This is a genomic window from Corynebacterium sp. TAE3-ERU12, assembly GCF_019209905.1.
Classification (GTDB): Bacteria; Actinomycetota; Actinomycetes; order Mycobacteriales; family Mycobacteriaceae; genus Corynebacterium.
The window spans coordinates 111,489-127,693 of sequence record NZ_JAHUTM010000003.1 but is presented as its reverse complement, the minus strand read 5'-3'; the positions used below and the strand labels follow the sequence as shown (position 1 = coordinate 127,693).

Genomic DNA, 16,205 nt, shown 5'->3' with positions numbered 1-16,205 from the left:
GGTTGGTACGCATAGCTGAAGCAATTATTGCGTGAGCGTGCTTGTACACTAGGCGTCCTTGCTGTTTGAATAGCTGATGGAAATAATTTGTACACCCACAATGAAGGTCCACATTGACGCTGCATAACAGCTCCCCTCAGAGCTCTGGCTTCGGGATGGGTAACCACGAAATATTGGAAGAAGTGCAGGACTGGGACCACCTCAGTGGGTATTCACCAGTCAATGGGGCAGATCGACGTCATCGGGCCCGGCGTCGGGTAGCTGACTCTATCTTGATGTTTGATGTTGCCGGGTTATTGCTCAGCGTTGCAGTGGTAGTACTCCTTCGCTTCCTGGCGCCGGAGCATTACGCGGTTGCACCAAGTAACGATATCTCCTTATTGAGCTCATTAGTGCTGGCGACCGCGTTTGTTGTGTTGTGGTTGCTGGTGCTGCGTACCCGCGAGATTTTCGATGATGATGTGTACCGCGACCGGCAAATGCTCAGTCGCCGCATCTTTGAGGCCACCCTGATCACTCTGTGTGTGCCCTCGGTTTTGGCCGTAGCGTTGCAATGGGACTTCCTGCGGCCGTTTATTTTGGTCTCAGTGCCCATTGGGTTCGTGCTCCTTATTTTCAATCACTTATTCCTGCAGCCTATGGTGCTCAAACGCATCATGGGCACCTCCATTGGCCGCCAAGTGCTGGTGTGTACCAGAGACCAGATCCGCGAATTTTGCTCACCGGAATGGCGCAATATTCGTGAGGAGATGAATGTTGTCGCCTACCTCGTCATCGAAGACCGTGACGGGGACAGTGTGACGCTAGAAAATCCCGATGGAAGTGTTATTGTCCCTGGCCGCGCTGCACTGACTGCAGATACTTTTATTGAATTGGGCGTTGACCATGTTTTTGTCATGTGCCCGGGCAGAATCGGTCAGACCTGGCTGCGTCGGATGAGCTGGACTTTTGCGCCGCTGGGTATTTCGGTATTCCTGTACCCGAACCTGGTTGCCGCGAATCCGCAGCGTGTCCGTGCCGCGCGGGTCGGCACGATGGCGCTGATGAAAATCATTCGGCCGGGGAATATCGGCGCCAATGGCTTCTTCAAGCGCATTTTCGACATCGTCGTCGCAGTGCTGCTAGTGATTCTGCTGTCCCCGCTGCTGATTATTACCGCGCTCGCCGTGAAGCTAGGCGATGGTGGGCCTGTGTTTTATCGGGCGCCACGGCTAGGCAAACATGGCGAACTGTTCCGCATGTGGAAATTCCGGTCCATGTGTGTCGATGCTGACCAAAAAGCCGATGCCCTCATTAAGAAGCACGGTGATGGCAGCGTATTGCTGTTCAAAATGGAAAACGATCCCCGCGTCACTCGGGTGGGCAAGTTCATCCGCCGCTACAGCATTGATGAGTTGCCGCAGCTGTTCAACGTGATCGGCGGCACCATGTCCCTCGTCGGGCCGCGCCCGCCGCTGGAGCGCGAAATTATTGAGTATGACCGCGATGCCTGGATGCGGTTGACGGTGCTGCCGGGTATCACTGGGCTTTGGCAGGTCTCGGGGCGTTCTCGCCTCAGCGCTGCGGAGGCTATCTCTTTAGACCTTCTCTATATCGACAACTGGACAATCGGCTTGGATCTGTCGATCCTTGCTCGCACTTTCAAAGCGGTACTGAGTTCGGACGGAGCGTATTAAATGACCCAGCCAACTGTTCTGCATATCTCCGAGTGCTACGCCGGTGGTGTGCAGTCAATGCTGGAGCGCTACACGGCTCTTGTCCCCGAGGCGCGGCATGTGCTGTTGGCGAATGCGCGCCGCGCTGATGGTGAATACAGCCCGGACCCGGAAACTTTCGATGAAATTCTGCATTTGCCGATAGGTCACGGCCGCGCGATCGCGGAGGTAACTAAACAGGTTCGTCGATTACAGCCCGACGTTATTCATGCGCATTCGAGTTTCGCTGGTTGTTATGCGCGTCTTGGTGCGGGCTGGTTGCCTGGGGTGCGGCGAAAGATTGTGTACACCCCGCATGGCATAGCACTCAATGATCCCGCCAGCCCTGCTCTGAATCGTTTTTTCTACCGCACCGTCGAAACCATAGTGTCCCCACTGACTGGGACTTTTGCGGCCTGCTCGTCATTTGAGGACCGCACTTTATCGACGGTCAACCCCTTTATTCGCCGCCGTATTGTGCGTAATGCAGTGCTTGCCGACGAACTGTGCGGGGCACGCTGGAATCCCAGCGCACCTCCGGTAGTGGGGATGGCTGGACGTATTTCTATCCAGCGCAACCCGCACCTTTTTGCAGCGGTGGCCCGGTCGCTGAAACAGATCCGCCCTGATATTCAGATGCGGTGGATCGGTGATGGTGATGCGGGTCTGCGGGCGTGCCTAGAGGACGCGGGCGTGAGCGTGTCCGGTTGGATGTCGCATGAGCAGGTTATTGAGGAAGTATCGAAATTCTCGGTGTACCTACACTCCGCTAGCCATGATGGTTTCCCGGCGGCGGTATTAGAAGCGTTGGCACTTGGCATTCCGACGGTGGTGCCAAATATTGCCCCACTGTTTGAATGTCCCGCCCAGGTCCGTTACGACGACCGGGACCAAGCCGTTTCCGCTGTACTGACAGCCCTGGATAACCCGGACTCGGTTATTGCCAGTTGGGCTGAGGTGCGCGAACTCTATAGTGAATCCGCGTTGCGGAAGAGTTTGGTGAGCCTTTACGGCGTCGCAGGTGCTGAGTTGGCCGCATGAGTTCAATCCCGCCATCGCAACGTTTAGCTACCCGGCAGGTAGCTCAACCACGGCAGTCTTTACGGCAGTTGCCGTCGGGAGTGTTCGCGCTGCTTTTGGTCGCAGTGGTGCTGCCGGTGCCACTGATTTTGCTGCGTAGTTTTATTTTGCCGCGTCGTTTCGATTTGGATGCGATTGGTATCGGCTACCTGCTTGATTACCCCTTCATCCTCAGTTTGGAGGATTACGGGTCGTATGCGGTCATTGCCAATGTGTACCGAACATTGGGATTTTCCGGTGCGGATACAGTTGCTGCCGGGTTGTTGAGTTACTCCATTCTCGCTGCGGCCGTCTTTGTGGCACTGTGGCGGGCTGGGCGTGTGCCGCGGGGCATTTATGCGCTTGGTTTTATCGCGGCCACACTGGTGCTGGCAGCGATCTTCATGGGCACCTTCACCAAGGAACTCATGGTCGCCGCGACGGTGCTGTTGGTATTGCTGTTGCCGCGGGGATTACGCGGAGAGATCGCCGCAGTCGCCGTGATGTTCGCATTCGGTTACTGGTTCCGCAGTTACTGGATGATCGTCGCCGCCGTTTACGCGGTTTTTCGCATACTGATCCTCATCCGTGGTTTTTCCAAGTGGATGTGGGCTGTGGTTGTTGCCACAACAGCGCTGACTGGTTTTGCCATCTGGGTTGGTACCGGCAACCCGGCGGACTTTGCTCGTTTGACGGTTAATGAATACCGCAGTGTTGAGGTCAACACGCTGATTGAGCGCTTTGTGGATTGGCCTGAGCCACTCGGTGGTGTGGTCAACGTTGTTTTGACTCTTTTTGCGCTGGTCATTCCGGTCCCGCTGTTTATGCTCGGTACCCCGTATCACGTTGTGTCTGCACTATTCATTGTGATGGTGTGGGCGCTTTTTGCGCAGGCGCTGTGGCAGTACCGCGATAGTCGACCGACTGGGTATGTGGCGCGCGCGCTGATGCTGACTTTGGCTTTCTTGTCGGTGCAGGCGCTATTTGAGCCAGATTTTGGTTCGTTTTTGCGCCATATGACGCCGATTTTCCCCCTGGTAATTCTGGCGATTGCGGCGCGTGCGCCGGACGCTTCAGATGCCGCTGTTTTTGAAATGCATAATAATTCTGAAGTAACGACGATGGGAGCGACGATGTCGGACAATGTTTCCGAAAGCGGAGACCGGATGTGGAATCGGGTTCTGTCCGCACTAGGCCGACTGTGGTGGGGCATTGTGCTCTCTGCAGTGATTTTCGCCGCTATTGGCTTCGGTATCTCCATGCTGATGCCGAAGAAATACACAGCGACCACGGATATCTTTGTGACCGCGGCGCCGTCGAAGACCGGTGACTCGCAGCTCTTCGCGCAGTCGGAGTTCTTCCAGCAGCGTTTGGCTTCCTACGCGGAGCTCGTCAAAGGCGATGTGCTGATCGGTCGTGTGATCGATGAACTCAACCTCGATTACACCAAGAGTGAAATGCAGGAGATGCTGGAGGGAGAGCCAACTCCCCAGACGGTGATTTTCCAGCTTTCTGCCACCGCGGAGGACCCTGAGCAGGCCCGTCAGATCTCTGATGTTGCTGCTAAGCAGCTCAAGGCGATGGTCAGTGAGCTCGATGTGTACGCCGTCCAGGACACCCAGCAGTGGATTGACCCGGTGACCGGCGCTCCGATGCAAAACACCAACGTCAGCACCGAGCCGTTTACCTCGATGACGATCACTGATACCGCTGAGGTGCCTTCGGAACCGTCGTCGCCGAAGTACGTCCTCAACACTGTGCTGGGGGGTATTTTCGGTCTGCTCGCAGCTGTGATTGCTATCGCTGTGACCACCTTGCTCGACCGCACTGTGTCCTCGCGTAGTGATGTCGAAGATATCGCCGGGGTGCCGGTGCTTGGTGAGGTTCCCGTTAACCCGCAGCTCGGTACTGGTCGGTTGCCGGATTACCGCACCGATATCACCCCGGCGGTCGAAGGTATCCGTGCATTGCGCACCAACCTGCGCTTCGTCGACGTTGATAAGCCGCCGAAGATTATCGCCATCACCAGTTCTGTCCAGGGTGAGGGCAAGACCACTGTCGCACTGAACCTGGCATCATCACTTGCCGCTGAGGGCCACTCGGTGCTGCTTATCGACGGTGACCTGCGCCGCCCCCGGGTGGCCCGGTCGATTGGGCCTGCGATCGAGGGCTCGGTGGGCCTGTCCACCATCCTCGCCGGCGATATCAGCATCAATGATGCGATCCAGAATTACTCGGAGCGTTCCTTCGACATCATCGCGAGTGGCATGATCCCGCCGAACCCGGCGGAGTTGCTTGCCTCGAATGCTTGTCGCGCGTTGCTTGATGAACTGGCTGGCCGTTATGACTACGTCATTGTGGACAGCCCGCCGCTGCTGCCGGTCACCGATGGTTCGTTGCTGGCGGCCTCTGCGCAGGCAGCGATTCTGGTGGTGCGGCATGGTGAGACAACCTACGAACAAATCCGTGATTCCAAGAACATCCTCGATACCGTCAACGCGCACCTGGTGGGTACTGCACTCAACCGGGTGCCGGAGGGCAGCCGCCACGGCTACCACTACTCGGCTTATTCGAAGGACACCAGCAGCTCGGGTCGCCGGGCAGTCCGGGCTAAGCGCTGATGTCCGCAGCTACCCCACGAATCCTGTTTGTCTGCACCGGCAATATTTGCAGGTCCGCGGCAGCTGAGGTGATCTCGGCGCAGTGGGCCCGCGAGCATAACGCCCCACTCGAGTTCGCCAGTGCCGGAGTCTATGGGCTCAGCGGAGAACCAGTAGAGGCGACGATCGCCGATATTCTGCAGCAACGTGGTGTGCCTACCGACGGTTTCTGCGCCAGTCGACTCACTGGCGCGGATGTCCGCAAAGCCGATCTGGTGCTGTGTATGGAAGAACATCATCGTGATGCGGTGGTGCGTATCCAGCCGGCGATGTTCCGGCGGGTGTTTTTGCTTCGCCGCGCCGCGGCCTTGGCCGAGCATGGCTACGTCAATAGTCTCGCCGATTTCAGCACTGTGGCCCGTGGGGTGCTTTCCGATCAGGATTGGGGGATTGCGGACCCTTATGGCAAAGACCGGGACGTGTGCCAGCGCAGTGTCGATATCATCTCGGCTGCCTTAGCTGAGGTACTGCCAGTAGTTGTTCGGGAGTCTTAGATGCTTGTTCTGGGCAGAAGGGTGAACTTCGCCAATTTTGCTGGCGTCGGCACCGGCATTATCTCCCAGGTCGCTACCTTCGGCGCGATGCTTATCCCGATGGCTCTGGGCCGGATGGATCAGGTCGGCTTCGTTGTTGTTGTCTCGGCGATTGCCTCTATTAGCGCCCGCATCTGTGGGCTGGCATTCCCTGGTATTTACCCGGTGCTTTCCGACGCTGACGCCCCCGGTGCGGTCACCGCGACGGTTCGGACAACACTGTGTGCCGCAGCTATTGCGACCGTTGGTGCCGGTGTTCTCATTGTCCGGGACTCGGCCTTCGTCGATATCGTCGTGTGGAGCATCGCCATGTCTGTGGCCATGGTCTTTTACGAGATCGTGAACTCCATGTTCGTGCGTCGTGCCCAGTACAAGCTGTACGCGCGGGTGCGGCTGATTTATGGCTTGACAAGCCTGGTGTCAGTGGCGGCCATTTCGATGGTCACTGATTGGAAAGAAGCGCTGGCCGCCACCGGTGTGCTGTCGTATGTGGTGGGCTGGCTCGTCGGTGTTTCCGTGATGCGCGCGCGGGTGTTGCGCTCGTGGAATGAGACCCCGGTGGTGGAGACTTTCAGCTATATCCGCACTCATAAGACAGCCATTGTGAGCTCGGCGATCGATATCTTTGGCTCGCAGGTCTCGTCGCTATCTGTCTCGACGGTCGGTGTCACCAGTGGGGCGGGCATTGTGTGGTCCGGTCTGCAGCGCATTGCTGGTGGTGTGATGACCACCTTCGGCATGCTCGTTGCACCAGGACTTGATATGAACCTTGCGCGGGCGGTGCGCAGTGGTACCCGCGAAGACGTGAGCCGCACGGTCCGTACCTCAGTGGCGCTATCTGGTGGGTTGGCTGCGGTGGCTGCGATTGTGACTGTGCCGGCCACGATCATTGTGTTGTCCATCAGCAAGGATTTCTCGGTGGAGTGGAGCTTCATCCTGGCGATGGTGTGCCACTGTTTCGCGATATTTTCGCTTGCCGCCATTTACAAGTTTTTGCTGCTGATGGGGGCGGTGCAGTACATGGCCTACTGGTGTGTGTTGCGCGCTGCGACAGCCGCCATTGTGCTTTTGGTGATCACCAACCAGCTGGCCATTATTTATATCGCGATCCACTCCGTGGTGATGGCGGCATTGCTCCTGGGCTTGGTCATGTTGGCTTTGCGGGGGCACGTCAATTTGCGCACCTCTGATCCCTTGCCGGATTGGTTGGAACGGAAGGAGCCAGTTGCTCAGTGAGTTCCCCTAATCGGCAGGTGTGGTCTTTAGCAGCTGCCGGTTCCTGCTATACCCTTTACTTAAATCGTGTTCATAGTTAAAACGATGCGTTAATGATGATTACCTATATAGGGGTGTGACACCATGCAGCTCGGCCTGCGCCGGTTAGTGCTGGACCGTCGGTGGGACGGTGTGATTAGTGTGTCCATGCTGCACTGCCCGGAAGGACACGAGTTACCTGGGTTTGGTGGGGTAAGCCAAGGGCTGATTACCTCATGTATCCGGTCGTCGATCCCCGGTATCGAGGTTCATTTCGCCGAGCTGCCCGACCGCACCGATCCGGCGGACTGCCTCGCGGAGATGCACCGCTACCTCCACGAACGAGGTGGCCTATCCATCGATGAGCTGCTGCTAGCCCGGTGTGGCCGCTTCATTATGAGCGCCAACTCGCATAAGCGTGGTGATAGCCCGACCGTGCTCGACACCCTGAAGCCGTACTGTATGTACGGGCTGGGCGAACCCTTCGACCCCAGTGATGACAGTGGGCTGTCTAAGACTCCATTCACTCTCACTGCGGTCATTCGGGCCGCGTTAACCGCAGCGATTGCACAGCCAAAGACCGCATGGAAGTCCTGCCGCGCCATCGTCCGGGAGGAACGCTCCAAACAACCAGTCGAGGACTACGCTCTGGCGCCAGGCCGCGCCCACTATCTCGTTTCCAACTACATCTGGCCACATGAAGACCGCCGTCAGCCTGGAGTTATTAGGCGCGGCATCTCCTGGCGGCTGGCGTTGAAAAACGCGCTACCCGAAGGCACATTGCATCCGCTGGACTCGTGGATTCTGGTCAGTTTGCGCCCGATGCACCCAATGCTGCACCGCCGCACCGGCAATGCTCCCACAAGGATGCGGATGTCCACCGACGATGATCTCGATGCCGCAGTCGCAAAGACTCAGTCCCGCGCCCGGTCCGCATTCCCGCTCATTCGGGCAGGTATCAGCTCCATTCCGCAGCTGGTGCGCCAATTATGGGGAGCTTTTCGCACTCACGAGGAAATGCGTATTGGTACTGAGCCGCTGTCCGGGCCTGCCCCGACGCGGAACCTCGAGACGAACTGGACACATACGCGTTTCCCGGAAGGGACCCCGAGCGTATTGGCGGGGCACCCCGCTATTCCGGGGCTTATTGCCGCCAACCTCTATGAGACCGGTTCACGCTGCCAGTTCGTGTTATCGGCCTTTGTGCCCGACGACATGATGGACACCATGGTTGCCGCGACACATCAGATGATGATCGACCTGGGCTACCAGGAGGTTTCTGAATAGCCGCGGGTTAATGTGTAGCTCATCGTTGGTGGCGGAATATGCCCTCGCATCCTGCAGGCGCTTGGGCCAGTAGGTATCGTTATCTGCAGAAATGACATATTCCCGCCCTCGTACAGAGCATCCGCCAGCTGTGCTGAATATGAACCCGGGAGGCATCGCAATGACGCCCCGAAATCTCGTGTACGTATAGAAGGACCACACTGTGACAACTCCGCCGATGAGAGTTCTTCACCTCAACCCAACTGCCGATTTCGGTGGTGTCGAGGTCATGATCCTGTCATTTTTAGACAGGTCACGAAAGCGTGGTGATAGCACGGCAGTGGCCATGTCTCCTGGCAAGTGGACCCCAAAATTCCAGGACCGGGCCGATTACTGGTTTGATCTGCCGCAAGTCGGACGCGATATCAAACGCCTGCCCAAACTCGTCGCAGAGATCCGCCGCATTATCCGCAGTTTTCAGCCGGATGTGATCCACGCGCATAACCCGACCATGATGCTGGCCGCATTGATGGCACTTGGCCTGCGCGCACCGGGTCTTATTGGAACATTGCACGGCAATGAAGAAGGCGACTACCGGCGTGAAGCTTTTATCGGCCACGCTTTTAAGCTCCGAGGCAAAGTAACGGTGTGCAGCCCGTGTATCGGAGCGGAATTGAGCCGCTTTGGTCTCAATGAGCACACCGTGATCACGAACGGAATATCGCCGGCCCCAGCGGCGATCTCCCGCGCGGAATGTGCCCAAAAATTCGACGTCGATCCGGATTCTCCGATCATTGTTGGCGTCGGCAGGCTCGTCACCATGAAACGCTGGCAATTAGCCATCGCGGCGATGCCGAAGGTGCCTGAGGCGTCGTTGGTGATTTTCGGTGAGGGGGACCAGCGCGCAATCCTAGAGCAACAAATCGCTGAACTTGGTGTATCGGATCGTGTGAAACTGCCGGGTGCGGTATCCAATGTGCGGTCGTACACCGCAGCAGCTGATGCCGCGATTGTCACTTCTCGGGGAGAGGGGTTCTCACTGGCGGTTCTGGAACATCTCGATGTTGGTCTGCCAGTGGTCGCTTCGGATGTGCCCGGTATCACTGACGTCGTCAATGATGATTCTGCGTGGATTATCGACGCCGAAAACCCAGACTCAATCGCTGCTGCCCTCAAAGAAATTATGGCGGGCGGCCCGAACGTTGAGGAACGTATTGCCGCAGGCCGCGATATTGCTCACAACAGCACTGAAGAGGCCATGATCGATAAATATTTCGCTCTTTATGAACAGGTGCGGGCCCGGAAATAAGCCCCCGGCACCAACACCTGCCTGTGTGAACAGCGTTTCTGTGGTGTCATGACATCAGTACACACAATCTATCGAGGGAGCAGAGATGGCTAAGTCGCGGTCTGGAGTAGCTTCGGCGCTGCGTCTAGCGCTCATCGTCATTATTTCGGTCATCATTCTGTGTGGCGTGGCCTCCTGCGGCCTCGTACTGTGGCTCGCTTTTGATGATGGGCCCGCGAATGCCTCCGGCGACAGTGCAGGAAACGGTGGCGATAGCCACGCACCCGTGTACTTGATGATGGTGCGCGATACCCGCCACGACCAAAGCTCCGATGTGGGCCGCACCGACTCAATGGCACTCGTGCGCGTCCTGGACCGGAAATCTATCGATATCGTGCAGCTCCCGCGCGACCTCCTGGTCGATATTCCCGCCTGCAAACTTCCCAGCGGTAAAACCACCGAACCGGAGAAAACGAAACTCAACGCGGCATACGCCTACGGCGCCTCAGAAGAAGCAGTCGATATCCCGTCCCTTTTCGGCCTGCGCTGCTCTAAGGAAACAATCGAAAAGCACACCGGCGTCGATATCGCAGGGTCAGTTGTGATGGACCTGGAAACCATCGGCGAAGTCGTTGATGGACTCGGCGATGTTGAACTATGCGTCACCGCTGACCAAGCCGCCGGTTTTGCTGGGGTGCAGGAAGGCTGCCAGATCATCTCCGGGGACACCGCCGTTGCGTTCTCTCAAACTCGCGTGGGCGTCCAAGACAACTCCGATCTGTCCCGCCTGGAGCGGCAGCGCGCCGTGGTGCAGGCCATAGCCAAGCGGCTGGGGAGTTTCTCCGTCGGCGATATCCCATCTTTGATGAAGTTGGTCAGCGACCTTGGGCCCCGCATGGTCACCGACCAGCGGCTTTTCACCGGCGGTAATGCCCGTCGGATTGTGGGCACACTGAAAAGCGGTGAACTCAACAGTCAGGTCATGCCGGTCAACCCGGCCGGTGACGGCGCCAACCTGGTGCCTGCCCCCGGTGCCGATGCGCTGTGGGAGGCGCTGAAGACGGATAAACCGCTGCCGAACTAGTCGTGCAGGCGGTTGGCCGCGCAGACCATAGCGGTCATCGTGGCCATCTCCGGGGTCTGCCCGAAGCCCATCGTCCACACCCGGGAATTATTGTGCTCGGCGTAGATGAACGTCGCCGTGGCCTCAAAAATCTCGAACTGGTGGAACTCGGCGATCTCCACGCGGTACCCCACGTCGGCAAGCAGATTCGTCACCGCCGACACCGGCCCCATCGCCGTAATTTCGGAATGCACCGTGCGCTCTTGGTCAGTGCCAAGGCCATCGACGATGGTGGCAGAGAAAGTACACCGGCCGGCCACACCGCGCGCGGCGGTGAACTCCTTGATGGTCAGGGGGCCTTCGGTGGGGGAGTAGGTGGACATGAACGTCCGCCAGTCCATGCCGCGGGCCTCTTGGCGCAAACCGCGCGGCAAGCGATGGCCGAAACGGGCGCGGAAAGGGTCCTCGGCGAATGTACGGGCACCATCATTCATCGTCGGTTTCGGTTCGTAACTACGGAATGTAGTGGTCGTAGAGGTGCTCTTATGAGTGCGGGCTGAAATCATCGGAAAGTTCCGGTCCTTCGCGGATAGCGGCAGCAAAGCAGTGCTGTACCAGGGGCGTCAGTGAATGGGGCGGACCGACGCAGGCTTCTCGAGGCAGATACGGCCAGAGACCCAGGCGGAGGGGTCAGTCCAGGCCCCCGCCCGGGTTCGTAGCCTCTGCTACTCGCCGTCGGAAATTCAGCTGCATGGGTTGCACCGTAGAGCAATGACGCCCGCCGTGCAAGACGCCACTGCTGCTATTCACTGCTCATAGTCGCCAGGAATAGGGCCTCAGCAACCGCAATATCCCGGATTTCATTGGGGTCCACCGACTCATCCGCCGAGTGGATCCGGCACTGCGGTTCCTCAATGCCAAAGAGCGCCAGATCCGCGTCCGGCATCGCCTCCAGCAACGTTGCACACAGCGGAATGGAACCACCCTGGCCGAAATACACCGTCGGTTGGCCATAGCTTGCCGACAAGCACGCCTCCAACTGTTGGATTGCCGGGCCAGAAGTGTCCGACGCAAACGGGGCCGCCACCGCACCCGGCTCCACCGTCAACACTCCCGTTGCTGGCATGTGCTTCTCCAAGTGCGCAATCAACGCGTCCTGCGCCTGCTGCGGGTCCATGCCAGCTGGCACGCGGAGATTCAGGTGGGCGCTTACATTCGCCGGGATGGCATTGACCGCATTCGTCGCCGGCGGGCAATCAATGCCGGTCACGGTCACCGCCGGCCGTGCCCAGAGCAAATCGGCGATCGTTGCCTCGGAACGCTCCGAGAGCAGACAAGCCCCATCCTGGACGCCTGCGTCGGTGCGGAAGGCCTGCGGGTCATAGGCCTGGCCAGCCCAGGTGCCAGCGCACTGCAGACCGTCAATGGTGGTGACGCCGTGCTCGTCGTATAGCGAATCCAGCAGCCGGATCAGAGTGGCCAAAGCGTCCGGGGCGGCGCCGCCGAAAGCACCCGAATGCACCGGCGAGGCCAGCGATTGCACCGCGATATCCACATCGGCAGTGCCGCGCAGCGCGGTGACCAAGGTCGGCTGGCCGACGGCCACATTGCCCACATCGGCAATGAGAATGGTGTCCGCAGCGAAAAGCTCCGGGCGCTGTGCAACCAGATCGTGCAGACCAGCTGAGCCGCGCTCCTCAGAGCCCTCGATGACAACTCGGATTCCCGGCCACGGCTTGCCTGCTGCCGACAAGGCCCGCAGTGCAGCCAGGTGCATCGTGATATTGCCCTTGCAGTCAGCCGTGCCACGCCCGTACCAGCGGTTATGGCGTTCGGTGAGTTCCCAGGGGCTGCTGGTCCACTCCTGTTCATCGCCGGCGGGCTGCACGTCGTAGTGCGCGTAGAGCAATACCGTCGGCATGCCTTCGGGGGCGGGGTGGTGGCCGGTGAGGGCGAGGGAACCATCGGAGGTTTCATGCGCCTCTAGTTCAAGACCGATCTCGGCGAACATGGCAATGACATCGTCGGCGGCTGCGCGGCAGGCAGCCATATCAGCCCCGTGCACGGAAGGGTGTGCGATCAGGGTGGTGAGCTGCTGACGTACCTGGTCGAGATCGCCGGCGATATGCCCGCGCAGGGTCTCGGTGAGCTGGGCGTCGGGAGCGCTTGGATTCGTCATGGGGCCAGTCTAGGTTGGCGCCGCGTTGTCTTGCACTCAGCAGGGTGGAGTGCTAGAAACGAGCATTAGCACTCTCGATCATTAAGTGCCAGCAGTGGCGCTGGTCGAGCGTGAATAAATGTACTCAGCCGGTTAGGTGAGGTTCCGGATGGCGCAACGCCGGAACCGTGCCGTCGCGGGCGCCCGACCGGCACCGTAAGGCGCCAGCCAATCAATGGAGGAACTTAGCCTCATGGCCAAGACCATCGCATTCGACGAAGAGGCCCGCCGCGGTCTCGAGCGCGGCCTGAACACTCTGGCCGACGCCGTTAAGGTGACCCTCGGCCCCAAGGGCCGCAACGTCGTGCTGGAGCGCAAGTGGGGTGCCCCGCTGATCACCAACGACGGTGTGTCCATTGCGCGCGAAATCGATCTCGAAGAGCCCTACGAAAAGATCGGTGCCGAGCTCGTCAAGGAGGTCGCCAAGAAGACTGACGACGTCGCTGGCGACGGCACCACCACCGCAACCGTGCTCGCCCAGGCACTCGTGTCTGAGGGCCTGCGCAACGTTGCTGCTGGTTCCAACCCGATGGGCATCAAGCGCGGCATCGAGAAGGCCGTCAAGGCCGTCACCGACGAGCTGCTGTCCACCGCTAAGGACATCGAGACCAAGGAGCAGATCGCTGCTACCGCTGGTATCTCCGCCGCTGACCCGCATATCGGTGAGCTCATCGCCACCGCCATGGACAAGGTCGGCAAGGAAGGCGTCATCACCGTCGAGGAGGCCAACACCTTCGGCCTCGACCTCGAACTGACCGAGGGTATGCGCTTCGATAAGGGCTACATCTCGGCCTACTTCGCCACCGATATGGAGCGCCAGGAAGCCGTCCTGGAAGACCCGTACATCCTGCTGGTCTCCTCCAAGATCGGCAATATCAAGGACCTGCTGCCGCTGCTGGAGAAGGTCATGCAGTCCGGCAAGCCGCTGCTGATCATCGCCGAGGACGTCGAGGGCGAAGCCCTGTCCACCCTCGTGGTGAACAAGATCCGCGGCACCTTCAAGTCCGTCGCCGTCAAGGCCCCGGGCTTCGGCGACCGCCGCAAGGCAATGCTGCAGGACATGGCCATCCTCACCAACGGCCAGGTCATCTCCGAAGAGGTCGGTCTCTCCCTCGAGACCGCTGACCTGCCGCTGCTGGGCCGCGCCCGCAAGGTTGTGGTCACCAAGGACGAGACCACCATCGTCGAAGGCGCCGGCGAACAGTCCGCCATCGAAGGTCGCGTCAACCAGATCCGCGCCGAGATTGAGAACAGCGACTCCGACTACGACCGCGAGAAGCTGCAGGAGCGCCTGGCCAAGCTGGCCGGTGGCGTTGCCGTCATCAAGGCCGGCGCCGCCACCGAGGTCGAGCTCAAGGAGCGCAAGCACCGCATCGAGGACGCGGTGCGCAACGCCAAGGCTGCTGTCGAAGAGGGCATCGTGGCCGGCGGCGGTTCCGCACTGCTGCAGACCTCGCATGTGCTTGACGACGAGCTGGGCCTGGAAGGCGACGAAGCCACCGGTGTGCGCATCGTCCGCGCCGCTCTGGCCGCCCCGCTGCGCCAGATCGCCCTCAATGCTGGTCTTGAGGCCGGCGTTGTGGTCGAGAAGGTTGCTGGCCTGAATAAGGGTGAGGGCCTCAACGTTTCCACCGGCGAGTACGTCGACCTGATGGATGCTGGCATTAACGACCCGGTGAAGGTGACCCGTTCGGCGCTGCAGAACGCTGCTTCTATCGCCGCGCTGTTCCTCACCACCGAGGCTGTTGTTGCTGATAAGCCCGAGCCCGCCGCCCCGGCTATGCCCGGCGGCGACGAAATGGGCGGCATGGGCATGATGTAAGCCCTGTTGCTTGCTTTACGCATAAGCGCCTCTCGGATGACATGGGTCAGCCGGGAGGCGCTTGTCGTGTGGCGGGCGGGTGGCTCGCTTGTGTGGCGGCGGGCCAATCGACTCTCGTTGTATCAATGTATTGATACAGTGGTACAAAACCGTGCAGTTTAAGGGAAGGTCACACGCATGTCGCTACTACAACGCCACGCCAGGTTTGTACGCATTGGTCTTGCCGTGGCCAGCATCATCGCGTTGTTGGCTGCAGTCTTCATCTCAGGGCTTGGTAGCGTCCTTGTCCTGGCCCCGGGACTGTTCGGGATCTGTGTTCTCATCGCCACCATCGTCGCTGCGCTCACCATCACCGGTCAGCGTGGCACTGTGCGCACCGCAACACTCGCCGCGCGCAGCATCGTGGGTGATATCGGGCTGGTGCCTATCCAGCTTGCGGTCGGCTCATTCGTCACCGCCACCGTCGTCCTGCTCACCGGTATCAATACTGGTAGCGCCGATGATATGGGCCGGTCCGGGCGTGCAATCACCGCATACTGCCAGCCGGATCAATTCGGCTACGCCTCGACTACTACCGCTACGCCATGGCCAGGTAGTTGGTACGCGGTGCCGATCCTCATCGTGCTAGCCGTCTGCGCCATCGTTGCGGTCAGCGCTGTGCTCGTTGTGCACCGGCGACCCGCGCTACCCGTCGAACTCCTCGACGTTGACAAAGCACTACGCCGCACCGCAGGACGCACCATCACAGCGTCAGCAACGATCGCCGCCAGCGGTTCCGCGGCTCCACTTGCTGCGCTGATGTCCTTCCGCTACCCGGATTGCGCAGCCACCAACCCGTTATTTGTCCCCATGGGTGCTATCACCATCGGTTTATGTGGAGCATGGATATGGGCACTGTTCACTTTGGTGGAGGAGCTGAAGGAATGATCGCAGCGATTGCTATCAACACTGCGGACCCCACTCCGGCTTTTGAACAGCTGCGTCGTCAGATCGCCGATCGGATTACCTCCGGGGTGCTGCAGGTCGGCGACCGGCTGCCGTCGGTGCGCCAACTCGCCCGCGACCTTGACCTTGCTCCGGGAACTGTGGCCCGAGCGTACAAAGAACTCGACACGGCGGGGCTGACAGTCTCCCGACGAGGCGGTGGCACCCGCGTGGCCGCCACCGCCACGGCAACTCCTGACCCGGACCGGGCCGCGCGTGATTATGTCGCCCAAGCGCTCGCTGCCGGTGATGACCTAGACCGCGCAATCGTCCGGCTACGGGGCGTCTGGCCTACCCAATTACCGGGGGACTGACAAGTGTGCGAAAGAAAGATGAGCCGTGGTGGGCATACCGTAATTTTGCA

At 59.6% G+C, this 16,205-nt stretch carries 13 protein-coding genes; 11 read left to right on the top strand and 2 right to left on the bottom strand.

Features of this window, described 5'->3' with window-relative positions; translation table 11 throughout:
* Window positions 1–182: 182 nt before the first annotated feature.
* The 8 genes from KRX51_RS08535 to KRX51_RS08500 all read left to right on the top strand — a co-directional run bounded on the left by KRX51_RS08535 (window position 183) and on the right by KRX51_RS08500 (window position 10,838).
* A complete protein-coding gene (locus tag KRX51_RS08535; RefSeq protein WP_218362718.1) occupies window positions 183–1,676 on the top strand; it encodes an exopolysaccharide biosynthesis polyprenyl glycosylphosphotransferase in 1,494 nt (497 codons plus the stop codon).
* Complete coding sequence (locus KRX51_RS08530; protein WP_218362717.1) at window positions 1,677–2,735, top strand: glycosyltransferase; 1,059 nt, start codon at window positions 1,677–1,679, stop codon at window positions 2,733–2,735. It abuts the gene before it with no gap.
* Window positions 2,732–5,374, top strand: coding sequence for a polysaccharide biosynthesis tyrosine autokinase (locus KRX51_RS08525; protein WP_218362716.1), 2,643 nt, complete (start codon window positions 2,732–2,734; stop codon window positions 5,372–5,374). Before KRX51_RS08530 ends, KRX51_RS08525 begins: the two co-directional genes overlap by 4 nt.
* Window positions 5,374–5,907 carry a low molecular weight phosphatase family protein gene (locus KRX51_RS08520; RefSeq protein WP_218362715.1) on the top strand — a complete coding sequence of 178 codons (534 nt, stop codon included), beginning with the start codon at window positions 5,374–5,376 and terminating at the stop codon, window positions 5,905–5,907. Before KRX51_RS08525 ends, KRX51_RS08520 begins: the two co-directional genes overlap by 1 nt.
* A 21-nt stretch (window positions 5,908–5,928) precedes the next feature.
* On the top strand, window positions 5,929–7,182 hold the full coding sequence (locus KRX51_RS08515) for a hypothetical protein (protein WP_218362714.1): 1,254 nt from the start codon (window positions 5,929–5,931) through the stop codon (window positions 7,180–7,182).
* A 123-nt stretch (window positions 7,183–7,305) separates the two neighbouring features.
* Window positions 7,306–8,487 (top strand): hypothetical protein, encoded by a 1,182-nt coding sequence (locus tag KRX51_RS08510; protein WP_218362713.1) that lies wholly within the window; start codon window positions 7,306–7,308, stop codon window positions 8,485–8,487.
* Between the two features lie 217 nt (window positions 8,488–8,704).
* The gene (locus KRX51_RS08505) at window positions 8,705–9,775 is read left to right on the top strand and encodes a glycosyltransferase (protein ID WP_255549597.1); all 1,071 of its coding nucleotides are present in this window, start codon (window positions 8,705–8,707) and stop codon (window positions 9,773–9,775) included.
* A gap of 85 nt (window positions 9,776–9,860) precedes the next feature.
* The gene (locus tag KRX51_RS08500; protein WP_218362711.1) at window positions 9,861–10,838 is read left to right on the top strand and encodes an LCP family protein; all 978 of its coding nucleotides are present in this window, start codon (window positions 9,861–9,863) and stop codon (window positions 10,836–10,838) included.
* Here the strand turns inward: KRX51_RS08500 and KRX51_RS08495 are convergent.
* Complete coding sequence (locus KRX51_RS08495; RefSeq protein ID WP_218362710.1) at window positions 10,835–11,383, bottom strand: acetyl-CoA acetyltransferase; 549 nt, start codon at window positions 11,381–11,383, stop codon at window positions 10,835–10,837. The genes KRX51_RS08500 and KRX51_RS08495 overlap by 4 nt on opposite strands.
* Before the next feature lie 236 nt (window positions 11,384–11,619).
* Complete coding sequence (locus tag KRX51_RS08490) at window positions 11,620–12,996, bottom strand: dipeptidase (protein WP_218362709.1); 1,377 nt, start codon at window positions 12,994–12,996, stop codon at window positions 11,620–11,622.
* A gap of 232 nt (window positions 12,997–13,228) precedes the next feature.
* On the opposite strand from KRX51_RS08490, the gene groL reads away from it, so the two are divergent.
* The 3 genes from groL (at window position 13,229) to KRX51_RS08475 (ending at window position 16,155) form a co-directional block, all read left to right on the top strand.
* Complete coding sequence (gene groL, locus KRX51_RS08485) at window positions 13,229–14,857, top strand: chaperonin GroEL (RefSeq protein ID WP_218362868.1); 1,629 nt, start codon at window positions 13,229–13,231, stop codon at window positions 14,855–14,857.
* A 177-nt stretch (window positions 14,858–15,034) separates the two neighbouring features.
* Window positions 15,035–15,784 (top strand): hypothetical protein, encoded by a 750-nt coding sequence (locus tag KRX51_RS08480; protein WP_218362708.1) that lies wholly within the window; start codon window positions 15,035–15,037, stop codon window positions 15,782–15,784.
* Window positions 15,781–16,155 carry a GntR family transcriptional regulator gene (locus KRX51_RS08475; protein WP_218362707.1) on the top strand — a complete coding sequence of 125 codons (375 nt, stop codon included), beginning with the start codon at window positions 15,781–15,783 and terminating at the stop codon, window positions 16,153–16,155. The genes KRX51_RS08480 and KRX51_RS08475 overlap by 4 nt, the downstream gene beginning before the upstream one ends.
* The last annotated feature ends 50 nt before the right edge of the window (window positions 16,156–16,205 follow it).

Bases quoted from the DNA above. Each gene is read 5' to 3' on its own strand.
- KRX51_RS08530 (WP_218362717.1), top strand. From the start codon at position 1,677: ATGACCCAGCCAACTGTTCTGCATATCTCCGAGTGCTACGCCGGTGGT.
- KRX51_RS08525 (WP_218362716.1), top strand. From the start codon at position 2,732: ATGAGTTCAATCCCGCCATCGCAACGTTTAGCTACCCGGCAGGTAGCT.
- KRX51_RS08520 (WP_218362715.1), top strand. From the start codon at position 5,374: ATGTCCGCAGCTACCCCACGAATCCTGTTTGTCTGCACCGGCAATATT.
- KRX51_RS08510 (WP_218362713.1), top strand. From the start codon at position 7,306: ATGCAGCTCGGCCTGCGCCGGTTAGTGCTGGACCGTCGGTGGGACGGT.
- KRX51_RS08505 (WP_255549597.1), top strand. From the start codon at position 8,705: ATGAGAGTTCTTCACCTCAACCCAACTGCCGATTTCGGTGGTGTCGAG.
- KRX51_RS08500 (WP_218362711.1), top strand. From the start codon at position 9,861: ATGGCTAAGTCGCGGTCTGGAGTAGCTTCGGCGCTGCGTCTAGCGCTC.
- KRX51_RS08495 (WP_218362710.1), bottom strand. From the start codon at position 11,383: ATGATTTCAGCCCGCACTCATAAGAGCACCTCTACGACCACTACATTC.
- KRX51_RS08490 (WP_218362709.1), bottom strand. From the start codon at position 12,996: ATGACGAATCCAAGCGCTCCCGACGCCCAGCTCACCGAGACCCTGCGC.
- groL (WP_218362868.1), top strand. From the start codon at position 13,229: ATGGCCAAGACCATCGCATTCGACGAAGAGGCCCGCCGCGGTCTCGAG.
- KRX51_RS08480 (WP_218362708.1), top strand. From the start codon at position 15,035: ATGTCGCTACTACAACGCCACGCCAGGTTTGTACGCATTGGTCTTGCC.
- KRX51_RS08475 (WP_218362707.1), top strand. From the start codon at position 15,781: ATGATCGCAGCGATTGCTATCAACACTGCGGACCCCACTCCGGCTTTT.